Annotated in this window: 16 protein-coding genes; 2 read left to right on the top strand and 14 right to left on the bottom strand. The window is 36.6% G+C overall.

Translation table 11 applies throughout. The annotated features are described in order from the left end of the window. From AC2JBO_RS21735 to AC2JBO_RS21680, 12 genes are all read right to left on the bottom strand, one after another. A partial coding sequence (locus tag AC2JBO_RS21735; RefSeq protein WP_496955735.1) for a glycosyltransferase family 2 protein occupies positions 1-930 on the bottom strand: 930 nt, incomplete at its 3' end. Positions 931-1,044: 114 nt separating this feature from the next. Further along, positions 1,045-1,935 (bottom strand): glycosyltransferase family 2 protein, encoded by an 891-nt coding sequence (locus AC2JBO_RS21730; protein WP_496955734.1) that lies wholly within the window; start codon positions 1,933-1,935, stop codon positions 1,045-1,047. Between the two features lie 18 nt (positions 1,936-1,953). Further along, positions 1,954-2,805, bottom strand: a complete 852-nt coding sequence (locus tag AC2JBO_RS21725) for an FkbM family methyltransferase (RefSeq protein WP_496955733.1) — start codon at positions 2,803-2,805, stop codon at positions 1,954-1,956. Next, positions 2,802-3,986: a glycosyltransferase family 4 protein gene (locus AC2JBO_RS21720; RefSeq protein WP_496955732.1), complete on the bottom strand. Its 1,185-nt coding sequence runs from the start codon at positions 3,984-3,986 to the stop codon at positions 2,802-2,804. Before AC2JBO_RS21720 ends, AC2JBO_RS21725 begins: the two co-directional genes overlap by 4 nt. Beyond that, complete coding sequence (locus AC2JBO_RS21715; RefSeq protein ID WP_496955731.1) at positions 3,983-5,083, bottom strand: glycosyltransferase family 4 protein; 1,101 nt, start codon at positions 5,081-5,083, stop codon at positions 3,983-3,985. Before AC2JBO_RS21715 ends, AC2JBO_RS21720 begins: the two co-directional genes overlap by 4 nt. Further along, positions 5,080-5,961, bottom strand: a complete 882-nt coding sequence (locus AC2JBO_RS21710) for a hypothetical protein (RefSeq protein ID WP_496955730.1) — start codon at positions 5,959-5,961, stop codon at positions 5,080-5,082. The genes AC2JBO_RS21715 and AC2JBO_RS21710 overlap by 4 nt, the downstream gene beginning before the upstream one ends. Positions 5,962-6,002: 41 nt before the next feature. Further along, positions 6,003-7,034 (bottom strand): glycosyltransferase family 2 protein, encoded by a 1,032-nt coding sequence (locus AC2JBO_RS21705; protein ID WP_496955729.1) that lies wholly within the window; start codon positions 7,032-7,034, stop codon positions 6,003-6,005. Positions 7,035-7,308: 274 nt separating this feature from the next. Further along, a complete protein-coding gene (locus AC2JBO_RS21700) occupies positions 7,309-8,130 on the bottom strand; it encodes an FkbM family methyltransferase (protein ID WP_496955728.1) in 822 nt (273 codons plus the stop codon). Beyond that, positions 8,127-8,837: an FkbM family methyltransferase gene (locus tag AC2JBO_RS21695; protein WP_496955727.1), complete on the bottom strand. Its 711-nt coding sequence runs from the start codon at positions 8,835-8,837 to the stop codon at positions 8,127-8,129. The genes AC2JBO_RS21700 and AC2JBO_RS21695 overlap by 4 nt, the downstream gene beginning before the upstream one ends. A gap of 27 nt (positions 8,838-8,864) precedes the next feature. Continuing rightward, positions 8,865-10,115: an ABC transporter ATP-binding protein gene (locus tag AC2JBO_RS21690; RefSeq protein ID WP_496955726.1), complete on the bottom strand. Its 1,251-nt coding sequence runs from the start codon at positions 10,113-10,115 to the stop codon at positions 8,865-8,867. Between the two features lie 176 nt (positions 10,116-10,291). After that, a complete protein-coding gene (locus AC2JBO_RS21685; RefSeq protein ID WP_496955725.1) occupies positions 10,292-11,269 on the bottom strand; it encodes a GDP-mannose 4,6-dehydratase in 978 nt (325 codons plus the stop codon). A 12-nt stretch (positions 11,270-11,281) separates the two neighbouring features. Then, positions 11,282-12,610: a glycosyltransferase family 4 protein gene (locus AC2JBO_RS21680; RefSeq protein ID WP_496955724.1), complete on the bottom strand. Its 1,329-nt coding sequence runs from the start codon at positions 12,608-12,610 to the stop codon at positions 11,282-11,284. 598 nt (positions 12,611-13,208) lie between these two features. Between AC2JBO_RS21680 and AC2JBO_RS21675 the strand changes: the two genes are divergently transcribed. Then, on the top strand, positions 13,209-15,251 hold the full coding sequence (locus AC2JBO_RS21675; protein ID WP_496955723.1) for a GumC family protein: 2,043 nt from the start codon (positions 13,209-13,211) through the stop codon (positions 15,249-15,251). A 91-nt stretch (positions 15,252-15,342) separates the two neighbouring features. Here the strand turns inward: AC2JBO_RS21675 and AC2JBO_RS21670 are convergent, their stop codons facing one another. Then, positions 15,343-16,281 carry an RpnC/YadD family protein gene (locus tag AC2JBO_RS21670; RefSeq protein ID WP_496955722.1) on the bottom strand — a complete coding sequence of 313 codons (939 nt, stop codon included), beginning with the start codon at positions 16,279-16,281 and terminating at the stop codon, positions 15,343-15,345. A gap of 437 nt (positions 16,282-16,718) precedes the next feature. Then, positions 16,719-17,204, bottom strand: a complete 486-nt coding sequence (locus AC2JBO_RS21665) for an FAD-dependent oxidoreductase (protein ID WP_496955721.1) — start codon at positions 17,202-17,204, stop codon at positions 16,719-16,721. Between the two features lie 129 nt (positions 17,205-17,333). Here AC2JBO_RS21665 and AC2JBO_RS21660 point away from each other — a divergent pair, with 129 nt between their 5' ends. Further along, positions 17,334-17,819: a thiol-disulfide oxidoreductase DCC family protein gene (locus AC2JBO_RS21660; RefSeq protein ID WP_496955720.1), complete on the top strand. Its 486-nt coding sequence runs from the start codon at positions 17,334-17,336 to the stop codon at positions 17,817-17,819. The last annotated feature ends 34 nt before the right edge of the window (positions 17,820-17,853 follow it).

Below are 17,853 nucleotides of genomic sequence, written 5' to 3'. Positions count from 1 at the left end.
ATTAGCAAATGAACTGATTATTTTAGGAGGCGAAATTATATTTTCAGGAATATTGGAAATTCCTAACGAATGTGCGTGTAGTCGGCATGACTCCCAATCAAACTTCCAAATATCATCTAGCCAAAAGCGTTGGCAACCATATTTTTTAAAAGACTTTAGTACTTCAAAGTCATACCAATAATATTTTTGATGAGAAATTGTATACATATCAATTCCATTTTCTGCCCAATTTTTAAACCATTCATTTTGTGAATTCTGTAAATCACCATTCTCAAGGTACGTTTTATTTGAAGTATATACCCACCGTCTTGTTATAAGAGATTTAGTTTGAAAAATATTCTCTACAACACTGTAAAATCTCATTTTTGCATCCTGCCCAGACATTCGAGCTAGTCCGTAGTGAAGTATTTTAACATCGTGAATGTTTAGTAAACATGCGTAGTCAGGTCTAGGTATCCTAATACTATGAATTTTTACTGGTTTGTGTTCTGCTCCATCATCTACATAACCAATAGGCCAAGGTTGATTATATCTTATACAGTGCTGGGGTGTTAAGTACAAATCTGGTTTCTCAAAGCATAAGATAGTTCCTGACTTTGCCTTCAACATCGTTTGCCAGCCTAGTGTTTGAGTTGCATTTGCTGCTAAAATTTCATCTGCATCTAAAGCTAAAAGAATTTTATGTTCTGGTACTAATTCTCTTGCCGTTTTAATTAATAGAATTTGTCTACTTGCTTCATCATATTCGTCCGAGTTATTCTCTATTAACTTGACTTTAGGGAATTTTTTACAAATATCACGGCTATCGTCAGTTGAGTTTTGATCTGCGATAATAATGTAATCGGCAAATTGGCTGGTGACTGTTAAAAAACGCTCTAAAATCCAGGCTTCATTTTTGATAGGAGTTACTACAACTATTTTAGGAACCATAATTTTTCAATTAGATATTTTATGACTTTTTTTGTTTACTCTATTTTTATCACTAAACATTTGCTAAGTATATATCAGTAGTTTTATCCATTGATTATCTAACACTCATGAAAATTATATATGAAGATAGTATTGATACTTAAATCGAAAAATCCACGCTTTTTTTACTAATCTTAAAGCATCTTTGATATGAAGTTTAGTTGTTACTCGATAACCGATAAAAGAACTATTGAAAGTTAATAATTTTGCTAGATTTGCAAATGCTAGCATACTTCCCATCATTGAAGGTTTAATCCACCAAGAACAAACAAAAAGAACATATATGTTAGCCTCAAATTGTCTTTTTAACCAACTTGCATCAAATTCTCTTCCGTCAGTTAAACAATGATGCCAGACAAATGTTGAGTCGGAGAATGAAATACGCCAGCCATTTTTTACTAAAACTTGACCCCAGAGATACCATATATGCCCAAAAGCGTATGTTTCGTCATAGCGTAAACCTTGGTCAAAAATTTGGCGGGGATAGGCAGAAGAACCATCTGCAATTGCAGCGCAGTTAGATGAGTCTTTAGGTGTGCAGCCATGTCCTTTCGGATGTAATTCCGGAGGGCAAGCCAGAGGAGCGTCTGGTTGAGAAGGATGGCGCTCACTAAAAATCCATACTCGTGTTGCATCAGTTGCGACGACTTGCAAAATTCTTTCGACATAATCTACTGGATGAGTGTGGTCATCATCAGCAGAAAGTATATGTGTTCCTTGGCATGTTAAACTCGCATGGTTGCGATTAGCATATAGCCCTCGACGAGGACCTCTAGTGTAAACACAGTTGAATTGTTGAGCTAATTCTTCTATTTCAGTACTATAAAAATTATCAGAATCATCAGAAACCACAATTTCAAAAGGAGCAGTTGTCTGCGCTCTCCAACTTTTAAGACAGCGTTCTAAGCTTTCAGGACGATTGCGAGTGACTAGAGCAACACTAATACAAATATCAGATATATTCATGACGTTATTTACTTAGTTTTATTTTGTCTTTGAGTAATATAAGTTGCAATATCCCGTAGTTTGCCAATCATCAGTTAATATATTTTTAGTAGAAGTATCAAGAGCATCTTTAAATTGTCGGCATACATATCCAAGGTTAGACAGATATTGATGAACATCCCAGTCTCCTAATCGGTTATTTTTAACTAATATGGTATTGAACTCAACACATAGCCAAGGAAAATGTTTTTTGAGAAGCTTCCCTGCTCCTTTAATAACGTGAATTTCAAACCCTTCAACATCTATTTTAATGCCATGAAGTTCATCTATATTCAAGACTGAATCAAGTGTAACAGCATTTACTAAAACAGAATTTTGGGTTTCATGCGTAACGACTTGAGATATATTATGAGAATCTTGACATAAAAAATTTATTGGTTTATTTTCACTTCCTACAGCTTGTGAACATAAAAAAATATTTTCATGGGAATTGTTTAATTCTTGATTCAAAGACAGTTTCTTAAAAGTATATGGGTTCGCTTCAAAAGAATATACTTTTCCATTTATACCTACTGATGAAGCTGCAACAAAAGACCATATGCCGATATTGGCTCCGCAATCAACGAAAGTCTGACCTGGCTTAATTAACCTTCTAACTACCTCTAAATCTTCTTGTTCTTCTCGTTCTAACCAAACCATAGCTTCATATGGTATTAAAATATCACAGTTAATCTTTGCACCTCCAGGTAAAATTCTTTTTCTTTGATGATTGCTCTTTTGAGAGTTCATCCAGAATCTAACTAATCTCCATTTACCACGAAATTCAGGAGTTATCTTAATCAATTGACCAATTAAATCAACAGTTGTATTTTGTTCAATAGTGCTATTCATTTTTGTACCTCTAAAAACTGAGAGTATAAATCTAACGTTTCCTTAGAAATTTTGTGCCAATCAAACTTTTTTGCGACTTCCATACATTTTTGAGATAGTTGGGTATAACTAACATCACTAAAACTCAGCAGATTAACTAGTTTTCTGCTAAACTTCTTAACATCGCCCGCAGGGACAAGAAGAGAATTATCGCAATGATGTAAAGTTTCTCTTGGCCCAGGCACATCATAGGCAACAGTGGGTATACCAGAAGCGAGCTTTTCCAGCATTGCAAAAGGGAAGCCTTCAATGTAACTAGGAAAAGCTCCTACTGTTGCCTTGCTCAAAAGTTTCGGAAGTTCTTGACTATCGTAGCAAGGGATAATTTCAATCCACTTGCAGGCTGGGAGTTTAATATCTTCAAGAACTTTTTCGCTACTAAAACCTGTTCCTAAAAAGAGAAAACTAGCTTCAGGTACTTGCTGTTTAACTTCTTGAATAATTTCTGCCCAATCTTTTGCTCCCTTACGTAGTCCCCAACTACCAATGAAAACCACTTGCTTATTTGCTAATCTTAAGGCAGCTGGCTTAATAGCTTGAGCAAATAACTGCTGTCTTTGTTGCGAAAGTCCAAAGGGAATAGCAACACATTTATAACCTAACCCTAAAGTATCGCGAATATAAGCAAGCTCATCATGATTTGGAACATTAATTAAATCACTAGTTTGCAAGCTGCGAAGATAAAGAGGATTTTCTCGCTTCTGCTGCAAGAAGGATAACAAATTCCCTAAATAAGCTTTTATTGTTTTTGGTGAATTTTGAGCTTGTTCTGATTTGGCAAATTGCTCATACAAAGCATATAAACCAACCGAACGAGCTACTAGTAGACCTTTAAAGCTTAATTCTTCTTTAGTAAAAGGTAAATTCCCTTGGTGAGCATCAATAATATCAAAGCGATGTGCGTTAGCCTGAACAAAAGCTTTGGCTTTAACTGAAAAGCGAGGGCGAAATAAATTAAATAAAAATGCATTCATTCGTGAAGATAATTTTGCTTGAGGAAATGCATCGTAGTAGTCAAACTTTTCAACTTCATGTCCCATTGCACGAAATTCTTCTGCCAACTCTAGCTGTACTCTTGGACCTCCTAGGTTTCGGCTCCAAGGCATATGAAGTACCATTAGTATTCTAAGAGGTTTATTCATTGAATTTGCTGTTTGCTTGTGTAAATTTCTAAATGTTTTTTGACGACTGTTGACCAATTAAGTGATTGTACTGATTGACAGCTGCGGGTTTGGTATTCTTTATATTCTGATTGCGGTAAGTTAATCAGTTTATTTATAGCAGCAGCAATAGCTTCTCCTGAATTTTGCTTGACTATAAACCCAGTCCTACCATCATCCACAAACTCATACATCGCACCTGCATCCGTGCAAATCGCAGGGGTTCCGCAAGCTTGCGATTCTAGCAATGTAAAACCCATTAATTCGGGAACTGGTGTATATTCTCCATAACAGTTTGTATGAACCGAAGGTAAAACATTTACCATTGCTGTACGATATTCATACAGTAATTGCTCATCGTCGGCATTGTGAACAAATTCCACATTTAGCCCTTCAGCTAACTGCTTAAGGTACTGATAATATTCTTCTCTATAAACTCTGCCAACAATCTTAAGCTTATAATCTGAACGATTCAACAAACGGAAAGCGTCTATTAAATAGTTAATGCCTTTATGAGGTAAAATTCGTCCGATATATAGAATTTTCTTTTCTTTTACTAAAGTAGATTCTGGTTGAAATTTATCTGTATCGATACCTCCTTTAATTAAAAGAGCCTTTTTTTGTAAATCGAGAGGGAGAGAATTTAAGCCAAACTGGGAATAAGCAATTGCATTTTTGTAACCTTTAAAGATAGGCAATTTTTGATTGATTACCAGACTACCGCCACCACCATAGTCTGTAACAAAGACAGGTTTACCGAGCAAAGAGGCTGTTAAACAACCCAAGTCAGAAACAAGAGTATTTATATGATGAATATGTACTATGTTAGCACCCAAAATAGAAGCAAGATATCGAAAACATAAAGGATTAACCCGATTACCATGTATTAAGTGCTTAACTGGAAATATTTCAATTTTGAGATTGTCTTGCTTATAAGATATCCGTTTTGACGAAAAACTTACTAATGTCGTATCTGCAACCTTAGACATCCAAGATGATAGTTCTGTTGTATAACGTTCGCCACCACCGATTAGCGATAAGTCATCAAAATAAGTTGGGCTAATATGAACAATTTTCATAAGCACATTTTTAGTGATACATCGTTCCATGAGCTAATATTGCTATTTACTAAAGGCATATAATGTCCTACACCTGCAAAATGGAGGAAATAGTTGTTTAGAAAAGCTGTAGTTAGAGCGGAGATAGTGATTCCTTTTGGTGGTAATTGATAATGTCCTCTAATAAAGCGTTTCCAAACTCTGATGGGTTTTATTTCCGTTTTTCTTGGCGCCAGTAAAAAGGGGTAATCCTTTAGCATACATACTACCCACAATTTATTAAATCTATCATCGAGCCAATGCACGCAGTTCGCCTTAAGTAATTCATAAGACAGCACCTCCATCTCATAATCTCCTACAGGGGTGTCATTATAATTGTGATAGGTATATTCTAGTATAGAATGATGATAGCGTGGGGATAAAACCATCACTCCTGCCTGAACTACTTGATCGAAAATCGCAGGTAAACAAGCTTTGAGGTAATACTCTTTAGCGTTACTGAAAGTCCAACCCAAATACTCTACTGCTCTATTCATTACTGTTTGGTCTTTTCCCGGCAAATGTTCAAAGAATTGAGAAAATGAACTAGTAGCTCCAACTTTATCTTCTGGTACTTGAGAAACTATACAGGGAGAATTAGGATTAATTAAAATATCCGAGTCAATCCAAGCTACTTGATTATATTTTTTAACCCTTTCATCACCTAAAAGTAGGCATTTTTGCCAAGACACAGACCGTGACTGAGCGCGTGATGAATTATCTAATGGAGTGTCAATATAAATTAAATCGTAACCATGTAACTCAGCATAGATACGCCAATTATTAGCACATAGTCTGTACCAGTTATTGCGGTATTTGTCACCAACTATTAAAGTAACAATAGCTTTTTTATGTGTCATCGTATTAAGGAAATATTTAGATTTTTGCCAATAAATAAATTTTAAACGTTAATCAACAGCCTTCTCATTGCTCCTAACCAGGGACGAAATAATAAAAGAGAGGGAGTCTTTTTTAGAACCCGGGTAAGCTCTTGTAAAGCCTTGCTTTTATTGCCTTGCTCTAAATAAAACATTGCCTTACGAGCAGGAACAAATTTTTTGTGGTACGACAGATGCTTTCGCATTTCCCTTTGCTCTAATGATTCTAGATAAGGTAGGTACTTAGTTGCGATTAGAATCTCATCTTCTAAGAAACCATAGGCGCCTGCTGCATTCAAAGTTTTGCTTTTTTCGTGCCATCGCCACTGACCTAACACATCTGGTATAATATGTAGCAAATAATTTCCCTTCAAAACTGCTCTTACATAATACTCTATATCCATACAGTAATGTAACTCTTCATTAAACAATCCGCATTTATCTAATATTTCTTTCCTCATGAATGAAACATTAGAACAAGGAAATACATATTGAATGTCTCTTGTCCATGAAAATAGATAGTCTTTTTTGTTTAATGGGGTTTGCGGTCTAATATAATCTACAATACCATTACTATCGATGATACTAGAAACTGCCCCTACCCAGGCAATATCTGGATTTTTGAAAGCTTCTCCTACTTTGTGAAGGGCGCCGGGACATAATAAGTCATCGCTATTAAGATAAGACCAAATCTCACCAGTACAGCGAGCTAATCCTTTATTTATTGCGTGGGTTTGTCCTCGGTCTGGCTCACTAACCCAGTAAGCTAAATACTTTTCATACTTTTTAATAATTTCGATTGTGTTGTCTGTACTACCTCCATCGATAATAATAAATTCTATATTAGGGTAGTTTTGTTGAATAATTGAACAAATTGTTTCTTCGATGAATTGACCTTGGTTATAAGAAGGGGTAACGATAGTTATACGTGGGTAAGGCGATTTTTCTAAAGTCATCTGAGATTTAGTTTGAATTTTTTCTGTCCAAAATAACCCTGATTTATCTGAAGTAATAAGCAAGTTTTCTAGATTTATGATTGCGTCATTAATTAACATTTTTGAAAAAAATTAATGCCCTTAATACTCTGTAAAATTAATTACGTTTAAATTCTAGTTGAAATTTACTGGTAAAAATCTTATATTTGACGAATAAAGCCCAACTACAAACTATTTTGATAATTCCTTAAAAACTGGAGTTTAGACTAAATAATCTAAAACCCTTGTGTACCAAGCATTCTATACTTCGGAATCATAAACAGTCAATAAAGAATGAAAGGCTTGCTGGATAAGGGTTTGGCGGCTTTATTTGTAAAAATAGTCTAAACTCCAGTTAAAAAGGATTACTTTCAGCGGGTGTCAATAGGAAAACATCATGTTTGATCAGTTGAAGACAAAAAGTTACAGCATCAGGGATAATATACAGATTTGGCAGACTATAAACTTGATATCCTAGTTCTTTGATAAACGTAAATACACTATCTACTTTACAGTCACTGTATGCTTTCAAATTTTGTAAATTCCATTCAAGTAGTATATGTGGTTTTTGAGACTTGATGCAGTTAATCGCTCCCTGTAAAACAAAAAACTCAGCACCTTCAACATCAAGCTTGATAACAGAGACTAGCGGCTTACCCATCGCCTCCCATTCCGTATCTAGAGTAGTAACTGGGACATTCACTTGACTTGTAGCTCCTGCTCTTTTTGTGTCTTGAAAACCATCAAAAGCACCCATATGAGCAGAAGCAACAGAAAAACTCAAAGTTCCTACTTCATTACTTACACCTTTATCAACAACACGCCACCTATTACTATACGGGCTTTTATGTGCAGTAAGCTTCAAAAATGGAAGAGTATTGGGGGACGGTTCAAATGAAACAACTGTACAGTTATCAATCCTGTCGAGAACAGGGGCAGCCATCAGTCCGATATTTGCTCCTACATCGAAATAGACACTATTTGGTTTTACCAGCTGACACAGAAGTTGGGTATTGTCTATTTCATAAATACCTTCTTCACAAGCTCTTTTGAATAGGTAAGAATTTTTAGGAAAGTAAACCTTGGTATTGAAGTATGGAAATGAGCCAGCAAAGCCAGGGCAACTTCCATACAAGTAGAACTTGACACATTTTTTGATTTTTTGGTACATTTTCATAGTTTTACAAATAATACATCACTTTGCAATAATTCGCCGTCAGGACTGCGAAAACCAGGTTCTATTTCAAGCAATTTAAAACCTGCTTGATACATTAAATCATAAATTTCTGTAAAAGTAGATGAGCCTTCATATAATGCTTTGAATGAAATCTCTGTCCAGACCATTGATGTAATTTTTAGAGTTTGACTGGCACCTTGAATGACTAAGTGTTCGGCACCTTGTACATCTAATTTAATAAGATCTATTTTAGAGATACCAGTTTCTGCTATCACGTCATCTAAAGTTCTAGTTTTACATTTAATAGTATGCATTTTACCTAAATTAACATTTCGTAATTCAGGAATTTCACGACGTATACTTAGTATTGATGATGTCGGTTGATAGTCGTTTATCTCAAAATCTATAATTCCTGTTTGATTAGATATTGCATCTTCAAAAATTATATATTTTGAAGAATTGAAATGTTGACGTAATTGACTTGCTTTTTCTGGAATTGGTTCACATAATAAACCTTTTGATATTCCACAAAAATCAAGTAATGCTTGAGTAAAATCACCATCGTGTGCCCCAATGTCTATCAAATTTATAGGTTTCTTACTATCAAGATGCTTAAGAAGTAATTCAGAAACACTCGTCTTATTTTTAATTAATCCTAATTTAACAGCAATTTTGTACTTGAGAATGTTCTTCAATTTAGATAACATGAAAGTAAAACCTCCTGTATATTTATGTTAATTAATTTTGTTAATCGTTAAAGGAATTTCAAATGAGCCGTATCCCCATGATTGTGATAATACACGAATATATCCATTAGACGGAGAACGAACTACATCAAAATAAAGGCAATTATCAACGCGATCATAAAATTCTATATCCGGTTTAGTTATATCTAAGCTTATATAATAAGAACCAACTGCTAATTGATTTGTTGGAATGGAAAAAGAGATAAAATTTATTCCAGGTTTCAATTCAATCAGTTGATTTGGATTGAGTGTGCCAAGAGAGCCAAAACTAATAGGATTAGATGTATTATCTGATAAGCGAAAATCTAAACTAGCAGATTTTTGCTCTTGTGCAAATATTTCTACATCAATTTTGATTTTAGATGAATTTTCAGAGTCTTCTGTATGCTTGACTTTTCCTGATATAAATGTTGGTCTACCATTCTCTTGCTTTGGACGAGTAAAAGAATCACACGCCGCAGCATGTTGTAAATAAAGCTGCACAGCATCACTAGATACTGTATCTGCAAGTAGACTGCCGCTTTGTAAAACAATACAGCGTTCACAGAGCATCTGAATAGCGCTCATATTATGACTGACAAAAAGAACTGTTCTTCCCTCTTGACCGACGCTTTTCATTTTTCCTAAACACTTTTTCTGGAAAGCTGCATCCCCCACCGCCAACACCTCATCAACAATCAAAATTTCTGGTTCTAAATGTGCTGCTACAGCAAATGCTAGCCGTACATACATTCCAGAAGAGTAACGTTTAACAGGTGTATCTAAAAATCTCTCTACTTCTGCAAAAGCAACGATCTCATCAAATTTACGCAGAATTTCTGCTTTGCTCATTCCCAAAATTGCACCATTCAGGTATATATTCTCTCGTCCTGTCAGTTCTGGGTGGAATCCCGTACCAACTTCTAATAAACTTGCAATACGTCCCTTGAGATTGATACGTCCTTTCGTAGGTTCTGTAATTCGACTAAGAACCTTCAGCAATGTAGACTTTCCGGCGCCATTACGCCCAATAATCCCAACTCTATCTCCTTGCTTAATTTCAAAAGAAACATCTTTCAGCGCCCAAAACTCTTCATGACTAGGATTTGATTGTTTCTTTCCTGGATGCCGTAATTTATCTTCTAATAACTTTACCTTTTTTGTAATCCCATCTCGTACAGATTTATAACGCTGCTGTTCTTGATGTGCAATAATGTATTTTTTAGCTATATTTTCAACTTTAATTACCGTATCCGACACTTATTTAACTCCTTCTTGAATTATTTTTACCAATACTATATATATAATTGTTCTCAACTATATCTAAAAATTTTAAATATCAATGCTAATTATCTATAAATAAATATATTATATACATATAAAATATCTGACAACCGAATATTTTTAAATAAAAAAATAATCAATAGATGTGTTTATTAACTATTCGCTAATATACTGATGTTAGATAACTTTATTTCCATCATCATTTGCACTACATCATTCATTTTGTATTTTGCCTCCCATCCCAATTTTTTCTTTGCTTTAGTAGGATTACCTTTACCAACTTCCAAATCAGTAGGACGTAACAAACTTGCGTCGCTAACAACATGGTCATGCCAATCTAAACCCACAGATGCAAACGCTGCTTCCACAAAACCCTGCAATGAACTGCTCTCCCCCGTTGCAATCACATAATCATCAGGCTGTTTTTGTTGCAACATCAAATACATTGCTTCAACGTACTCCGGCGCCCACCCCCAATCACGCTGAATTGACATATTCCCTAGATACAGTTTTTCAGCACTTCCTTGAGCAATCCGGCAAGCAGCAGCAACAATTTTTTGGGTAACAAATCGTTCTGGACGTAAAGGCGATTCATGATTAAAAAGAATGCCAGAACAAGCAAACAACCCATAAGCTTCACGATAGTTAGCTACTTCCCAAAAAGCAGCAGCTTTAGCCACAGCATAGGGACTCCTGGGACGGAATGGAGTAGTTTCATCTGCTGCTATCCCATCAGTGTCTCCAAAACACTCACTCGAACTCGCATTATAGAACTTGATAGGCGCCTTCAAAAAGCGAACTGCTTCAAGTAAATTCAGCGTACCAGTAGCAATGCTTTCAAGAGTTTCAACTGGTTGCTCAAAAGATAAACCAACTGAACTTTGTCCTGCCAAATTATAAATTTCATCAGGTTGAATCTTCGTCAGCACTTGTAATACGCTGCGAAAATCATTCAAAGCCATTGATTCTAATTTTAGTTCGTCTCGAATACCTAAACGCATCAAGTTACTGAAAGATGAAATTTGAGCATCGCGCGAAGTACCGCAGACCGTATAACCTTTATTTAAAAGTAACTGCGCGAGATATGCTCCATCTTGACCTGATATTCCACAAATAAGTGCTTTCTTCATTTCAACCTACAACTACAACAACGGTTTGATTGCTTGACGCAGTACCTCAAGATATTGTTTGGATATAATTTCTGGCGTGAAATGTGACTGCAAATATCGGCGCCCGTCATTACCCATTCCTTCCGCAAGTTGCTGGTCGTGACTTAACTGACGGATAAACTCAGCTAACCCACTACTGTCCCCATTTTCAAAGGTTGCACCACATTGGGCATCTGCAATTACCTGTCTCAAATATGAATTAGGAGGACATACTGCTGCGATTGGTCTTGCTGTTGCTAAAGCTGGATATAGCTTACTCGGCGCCACTAAACTTTCAAACCCTGCATCGACGCTGACTAGTGACAAGTCGCAAGCTGTCATCGAATATGGTAGATTCTCTTTATCTTGATAAGGTAAAAACTCAATATTATCAAGTCCTAAACTATACAATTCCTGCTGAAATTTTTTACGCTTGGCGCCTCCCCCAATAAAGATAAACTGAATTGGCTCATCTCTAAGTAGCTTAATTGCTTCCAAGATGGTATCCATATCATGACACCGACCCATATTACCAGAATAAAGGACAGTAAATTTTTTAACTAACTTATGTTTCCAGGCGAACCAGTTTTCTTGCTTGCTGATTGGCACAATCGCATCAGGGTCTGCCCAACTGTGAATTACAAAAATCTTATCCGCAATATCGGGACAAATTCCTGCTATTCGCTCCTTCATTGTCTGACTCAGAACAACAAGACCTTCAGCTTGGCGCCAAATCCGTTTGTTAAACCCAAGCCACAGTTTTGCAAGCCAATGCTCTTTATCAATTACGTCAAGTGCAACTGCAATATCTGGATATAAATCATAGAGAATACAGACGTAAGACTTTCCCAGCCATGCCTTTGCCAAATATCCTATTATCGGCAAAAATGGCGGCGCCGTAGTCACTAGCAATACATTACTATGATATGTATTTTTTAGCAAGTGAATTGCCGCGCGTAAAGTATATAGTACCCCATTTACAGCCTTGCCACGAATACGTCCAGGCCATATTTGGGAACTACGGGAGCGCTTAATTCTGACACGATCTATTTTTTCAAAGTATGGAGCGCTAGATACAGTAAAAGCATATCCCGGCTGACTAGTGAAAACTTCAACCTCCACACCAAGAGTTCCTAAATGGGTTACTAATTCCTCAACCAACTGCCCTGTAGCAGCAAAGTCAGGAGGAAAAAACTGAGTCAGAACAGATAATTTAATCGTCTGCTCAATCTTTTTTAACTTTTGATTGCTAATATCTAAAACGTTAGAGCTTTCACTAGAACCTGTAAAAACATTGTCAGGTGGCAATTCATTCAGTTTCATCAAATATCTTTTCCTATAAAAATCAAGAATGATAACCAAAAGATGGTAGATATTTGGGCTTGCCCTGTTTCTTGCTCTTGTTCCCAGTTGTAAGTGGGCACTGCCTACCCTACTTATAAATCCAATTTTTATGTGTAATTCTTAAAGATGAAACCCTTATAAACTATAATTTTTAATTTTCAAAGTTCCAAACTACCGTTTTAACAAATCGGTGCCGTATGTCTTTCTTGACTAATCTAATTTACGCGATAACCATTAATATCTAATGTAGTTTATATCACAATTATCAAAGCTTTAAAAGTAATATCAAAGTTAGTAAAGAATCGGTAAAGACTCAAAAAATATCCTGATAGTTAACCTCATTTCAGCAAGGTACTGTGTACTGACTATTTTATTTTTAGGTAAAAAAATATACGAATAAATTTTATTCAAAAATTATATTATCATTATCACATCCGTTGATAAATTCAACCGATAAATAAACAGAGGCTCACGAAAAATACTCAACACCATAACTAAATTGATTGATTGCTTGTTCAGAAAATTCGTAATTTTAGTAGATATTTTTTACTTACATTTAATCAGTTATATATAAACCATGAAGAATCCCTTGTCTCAAAACTCAAATTCTTCTGACAACATCATTTCTCTACCTGCACCATATATTGATGCTCAAGCTTTTGGTTTGTCCCAGGAACCGGAGGATGACAAAACTTTAGGAGAACTAGCGGGAGTTGTGAAGCGCAGATTGCCCCTCATGCTTGGCATTGCGACTGTGGCTATGACTTCCACAGTTTTGTTGAGTCCAAAGGAAAAAACCGAATACTCCGGCAATTTTAAGTTGCTAGTCGAACCAATAAATAATGATGGCAATCTAGAAAAATTAACTGACAAAAACAATAACCAGAACCAGTCCAACTTAGACTACACAACTCAGATAGAGGTTCTCAAAAGTCCCGGATTGATGACGGGTGTTGTAAAGCAACTACAAGTCTCATATCCAGAAATGACCTATGACTCTCTAATGGATTCATTAAAGGTTGCTCGTTCGGGAGAAACGAAGATTATAGAAGTTACTTATAAAAGTCCTGACCAGTCTCAAACAAAAGAAGTATTAGATACTGTTTCCAAAGCTTATTTAAAATATAGCTTAGAAAAACGTCAAACAAAACTGCGTCAAGGAGTGCAATATGTAGATGCACAACTCCCGTACTTACAAAGTCGAGTTAATCGGTTGCAAAAAGCTTTACAAATATTTCGGCAAAAGAATAACTTCAATACACCAGATATTCAAGCACAGCAAATAGCAGGTCAAATCACTTCTTTAACTCAACAGCGTCAAGCACTTAACCAGCAGATAGCAAAAGCTCGTTATAACTATAATATATTGCAAGATGACAAGGGTAAGTTAACAGCACTAAACAGCGCACAAGTATACCAGCAGTTACTAGTTAAGCTGCGTGAACTAGATACTCAAATTTCTGGAGAATTAGCTCGTTTTCAAGAAAGTGCCCCAAATATTGAAACATTAAAAGATAAACGTCAAAGGCTTTCAGACTTACTACAGCAAGAGAGCGGGCGATTTTTAGGTGTTAAGCAAGCTGAGACAACAACCGAGCTTCGATCTGTAGAAGTTCAAAGTCAAGAACTTGCCAATGCAGAAAAAGAACTAAGACAACAAGTTAAGGAGCTACCCGTTTTAACTAGAAGATACACTGAACTGCAACGCGAACTTCAGGTAGCGACTGATAGTCTCACGCGCTTTTTAGGAACAAAAGAAAATCTCCAAATTGAAATTTCTCAAAGAGAACTCCCCTGGCAACTCATTCAGGCGCCTGTTAAACCCGAAGAACCCTTACCTACAAACACTACACGTAATCTAGTTTTAGGAATAGTAGCAAGTACAGTTATGGGAATTGGTTGCGGTATACTTATCGAAAAGCTCGACAACTCCTACCATACAATTGATGCCATCAAAGAAAGACTCAAGCTACCTTTGCTTGGAGTTATCCCCTTTGAAAAGCAACTCAGAATTAATGACAATTATTCACAAAATTTCTTAGAAGCCTTACGAATATTTCATACTAATATAAAATTACTAACTAGTAGAGACCAACCAATTCGCTCGCTTGTTATTACTTCTGCTTCATCTGGAGACGGTAAATCTACTGTTGCGTATCATCTAGCTCAAATAGCTACTGCAATGGGGCAAAGAGTACTACTCGTTGATGCGGACATGCGCCAACCACGAATTCATATTTTATCAGATATAGAGAATACTCTAGGATTAAGCAATCTCATTTCAGGAGATTTACTTTTAGAACAAGTAATTCAGCCAGAATCTTCAAACACTGAATTATGTATATTATCATCAGGAACCTTACCACCAGACCCGACAAAACTGCTTTCATCCTCAAGAATGACATCTCTAATGACTGATTTTCGTCTTACCTTTGATTTAGTAATTTATGATGCTCCTCCCCTAGTTGGTCTTGCTGACGTTAATTTACTGGCGCCTCACACCGACGGCATTGTGCTTGTTACAAGAATACACAAAACAGTGCGCGCGGCACTGAGACAAGCAATGGAAAACTTAAAAATGGCGCGAATTAATGTTTTAGGTATAGTAGTAAATGGTTAACGGGCGCCGAATACGATATATAATTTTGTAAAAAATAAGGGTAAAAGTATTTCTACTTACCCTAAACATAAAAAATAGTGTTTTTTTAATTTTACGTGGCGAATCTGATAATTAATTCCTCGCGAGACAATTGCATTAACATAGGGGTAAATTCAGATGGAGAGAATGCCAAGATGGATGGAATAATTGCTTCTAACTCTGGGTCTAACAAGCCAAAGCGAAACAAGAGCAAGTTTTCCACCACAGAGCGTTGCCCTTGCTCCTTACCAATCTCCTTACCAATCTCCTTACCAATCTCTTTACCAATCTCCTTACCGCGCTCTACGGTTTCTTGTTCCCACTCTAAGTAAGCTTGTGATAAGTTCATAAGTAATTCTTCTCTATCTTCATTATTATTCTCTGGGCTTATTCCTATATTAAGCTTCCAGGTGTAAAGTAGTGATAAAATCTTAGAACGTTTGGGATTACCTTTCGGCAGAGCTACTACATCCTCAACAGCTTGCTTTTGAGTCAAGCCTTTACCCAAAATTCTTAACCAAAGTGTTTCGGGAATACGCTGTAATTTGTCAATAGCAACAACCCGAGTTAAAAATACTTCTCCTACAAAATAAATACCATCTGGCCAAGAAGAGTCTCTATGAGCAGGCAGTTTACTTAACAGTTCATCGGAAAAAGTCGTTGAAATAATCCATAACCGTGGCAGTTCATCCTCAGATACCGTGTCCTCATCTCGTTTACCTTCACGTCGCAGTTCTGCTTCTAAATGGACTAATTTTCCAACGCAACTGCGAATTTCCCATTTTGTTGGTTGCTTGCGAAACGGTTCTAATAAACAGGGAGTTTCAGCAATTCTTGTTAAAATACCCAAATCTGGTAAGTCCTCTACAGGTGGTTGAGTTGATGGGACAAACCAAATATCAACAAATCTCGGTTCCCCAGGTATTTCCTCGCTGATTTTTACCTCACCTAATGGTGATAGACATTCTTTAAAGAATTGCTTTGAAAACTGATCAAATGGGTTTTTTGTCATTGAATTTAGACAGAGACACAGCCTGGGTTTCCTTTATCACCCAGCTTTTATTATCTGATAAAACTAATAGAAATAAAATACTTAATTAATAAATCTTGAAGATAACATCAGCTATGTTTCTATTATTACAAGCTATCATGAGGTGCAAAACATTTTTTGAACAAAGATTATATTTAACTCTACTATTAATGGCGCCACTAGAGCGTAATTCTAGCTTGCCTTGTAGAGAAGCTATAGTGTACACATAAATTTCCCACACCCCCGCCATCATCTTAGAAGGATACCGCTGGCGATTAAGGGGTTGGGAATAACACAAGCCCGAGATAGTCTAAAAATTTCAGCGTAGAGTCCAAGTCGTAATTCTTTGTGAAAAATAAGATTTCCGACTTCTTAAAGAAGTCGGGAATCTGGTATGCGCGATTTACATTAATGGTGCGTCATATAATTTTGCATAACATGACCCCGGTTGCCACGTTCAAATTACGACTGTATACTTTTTGACTATATTCCTCTGACAATTTTTCTGATGATTGAGGAAAGCGCGTTAGTGTTGCGTGTTGAATGTATTCCATAAATGGGCGCCGATATTTTTCGTATATTTCAAAGCTTTGAGTTATTGCTTGCATGTTGTCCCAATTATTGTTTTGAGCAATATTGGCAATTTGGGTGGTAATTGCAAGTGCATCCTCAAATCCTTGGTTGGCGCCTTGTGCCATAAAAGGTGGCATTCCGTGTGCTGCATCACCTACTAGTACAGTGCGTCCTGCACTCCATGTTAAATCACCAGAAGGAAGCGCGACTCTCCGAAACGCGCGGGTTTGGTCGATTACTAAAATATTCTTTATTCCATGCTTTTGTAAACCAAGTGCAGTTGCTAACCCTACTGGGCCTGCACCAACTATAACAACATCATAGATATTCATATGCGCGCGTCTGAAGGCGTATTTATCTAAATATAAGCCTTGCTGTATTTATTTTTGTAAACAATTGTAAAATAATGTAATAGAGGCAATTACACCTTGCTATTACGTACAAAGATATAAAAATTACCTATGTCATCAAATACAGAAACGTACAACCGCTCTCTTGCGCTCAATGAGTCCTCATCCGTACCTACATGGAAAATCAAGCTACTATATGATGGTGAGTGCCCTTTGTGTGTACGTGAGGTCAACTTTCTCAAGAAGCGAGATGCTGGTAGAGGAATAGTAGCTTTTGTAGATATTGCAGACGATAATTACAACCCTGATGTCAATGGTGGGGTTGACTTTGAAACCGCGATGGGTCGCATTCACGCAGTGTTACCTGATGGAACGCTGGTTAAAAACGTTGAAGTGTTTCGTCGTATTTACGAAACTTTGGGGATGGGATGGGTTTACGCCATAACAAAATTACCTGTTATTGGCGCCATTGCTGACTTTATATATACTATTTGGGCAGACTGGCGCCTTGCTTTAACAGGAAGACCAAATTTGGCGACAGTTGTGCGAGAGCGTCAAGAGCGCGCGGAGTGTACGCAGCGCTGCCGCATTGATTAATTTGTTTTGTATGGTGGGCAGTGCCCACCTTACC

Source organism: Calothrix sp. CBUCES-K 9914 (genome assembly GCF_059640475.1).
This window is presented reverse-complemented; position numbering and strand designations above follow the sequence as displayed.